1 protein-coding gene and 1 pseudogene are annotated in these 1,568 nt (G+C 46.4%); both read left to right on the top strand.

The annotated features are described in order from the left end of the window. Positions 1-287: 287 nt before the first annotated feature. Positions 288-617: pseudogene (locus tag AWU74_RS13210) on the top strand (OB-fold nucleic acid binding domain-containing protein); the annotation flags it as partial. Then, the gene (locus tag AWU74_RS05440) at positions 556-1,497 is read left to right on the top strand and encodes a POT-type proton-dependent oligopeptide transporter (RefSeq protein ID WP_306701014.1); all 942 of its coding nucleotides are present in this window, start codon (positions 556-558) and stop codon (positions 1,495-1,497) included. The pseudogene AWU74_RS13210 and the gene AWU74_RS05440, both read left to right, overlap by 62 nt. Positions 1,498-1,568 lie beyond the last annotated feature (71 nt).

Genomic DNA, 1,568 nt, shown 5'->3' with positions numbered 1-1,568 from the left:
CGTTTTCTGTTTAGCACGCCGACGAATATGATACAGGAGAGCAACGATTAACTGTCGTAAAAACAATTGGTTATGAATAAATTAACTTTCAGTTTATAACACTAACAAATCGAGATTAATAAGTCATTTAAACCATTTTGATGGTTATTTATTAGTGATATCAACTTGAGGTAAGCGTTAGTTTCGATAAGATAAACTGAGTTACTAATAGTCGAGGCAGATAATACAGTGTACCGATCTGTCTCTTTATCTACGCTAAATTGAAAGCTGGATTTAGAGGAACCAAAATGTCTGAACAAGAAACACGGGGAGCCAATGAGGCTATTGATTTTAACGATGAACTGAGAAATCGCCGCGAAAAACTGGCGGCACTACGTCAGCAAGGTGTGGCGTTTCCCAATGATTTTCGCCGCGACCATACCTCTGACCAGTTGCACGAAGAGTTTGATGCGAAGGATAACCAGGAACTGGAATCCTTAAACATTGAAGTCTCGGTTGCTGGCCGAATGATGACCCGTCGTATCATGGGGAAAGCCTCCTTTGTAACGTTGCAGGATGTCGGTGGCCGTATTCAACTGTACGTTGCAAGAGATAGCCTGCCAGAAGGTGTTTATAACGATCAGTTTAAAAAATGGGATCTGGGTGACATTATCGGTGCCCGCGGTACGCTGTTTAAGCTGGTTAGTGGTGATGCTCTGTTTAGCCCCAGTATTTTTTACTCTGCTGCTGGAGAACGACTGGTCCGGATATTTGCTGGCGATCGTTTGCCTCATTGCCGCACAAATCATTGCCCGCATGATGATCAAATTCCCCGAACATCGCCGTGCTCTTTGGCAAATTGTATTGTTGATGTTTGTCGGGACATTGTTCTGGGTACTGGCACAACAGGGCGGCAGTACCATCAGCTTGTTTATCGATCGCTTTGTGAATCGTCAGGCATTCAATATTGAAGTACCTACAGCACTATTCCAGTCGGTGAATGCAATTGCGGTGATGCTCGCTGGGGTTGTACTGGCCTGGCTGGCGTCGCCAGAAAGCCGCGGCAACTCAACATTGCGCGTCTGGCTGAAGTTTGCCTTTGGCTTACTGCTGATGGCTTGTGGCTTTATGTTGTTGGCATTTGATGCCCGACATGCAGCGGCTGACGGTCAAGCGTCAATGGGCGTGATGATATCCGGGCTGGCGCTAATGGGCTTTGCCGAACTCTTTATTGACCCGGTGGCGATTGCGCAAATCACGCGTCTGAAAATGTCTGGCGTATTAACCGGGATTTATATGCTGGCAACAGGCGCGGTCGCCAACTGGCTGGCAGGCGTCGTGGCACAGCAGACGACAGAGTCGCAAATTAGCGGTATGGCAATTGCAGCTTACCAGCGATTCTTTTCTCAGATGGGAGAGTGGACGTTGGCTTGTGTCGCGATCATCGTCGTATTGGCCTTTGCTACCCGTTTTCTGTTTAGCACGCCGACGAATATGATACAGGAGAGCAACGATTAACTGTCGTAAAAACAATTGGTTATGAATAAATTAACTTTCAGGTTATAACACTAACAACTCGAGCTTAACAA

This window comes from Treponema endosymbiont of Eucomonympha sp., from assembly GCF_001028545.1.
This window is presented reverse-complemented; position numbering and strand designations above follow the sequence as displayed.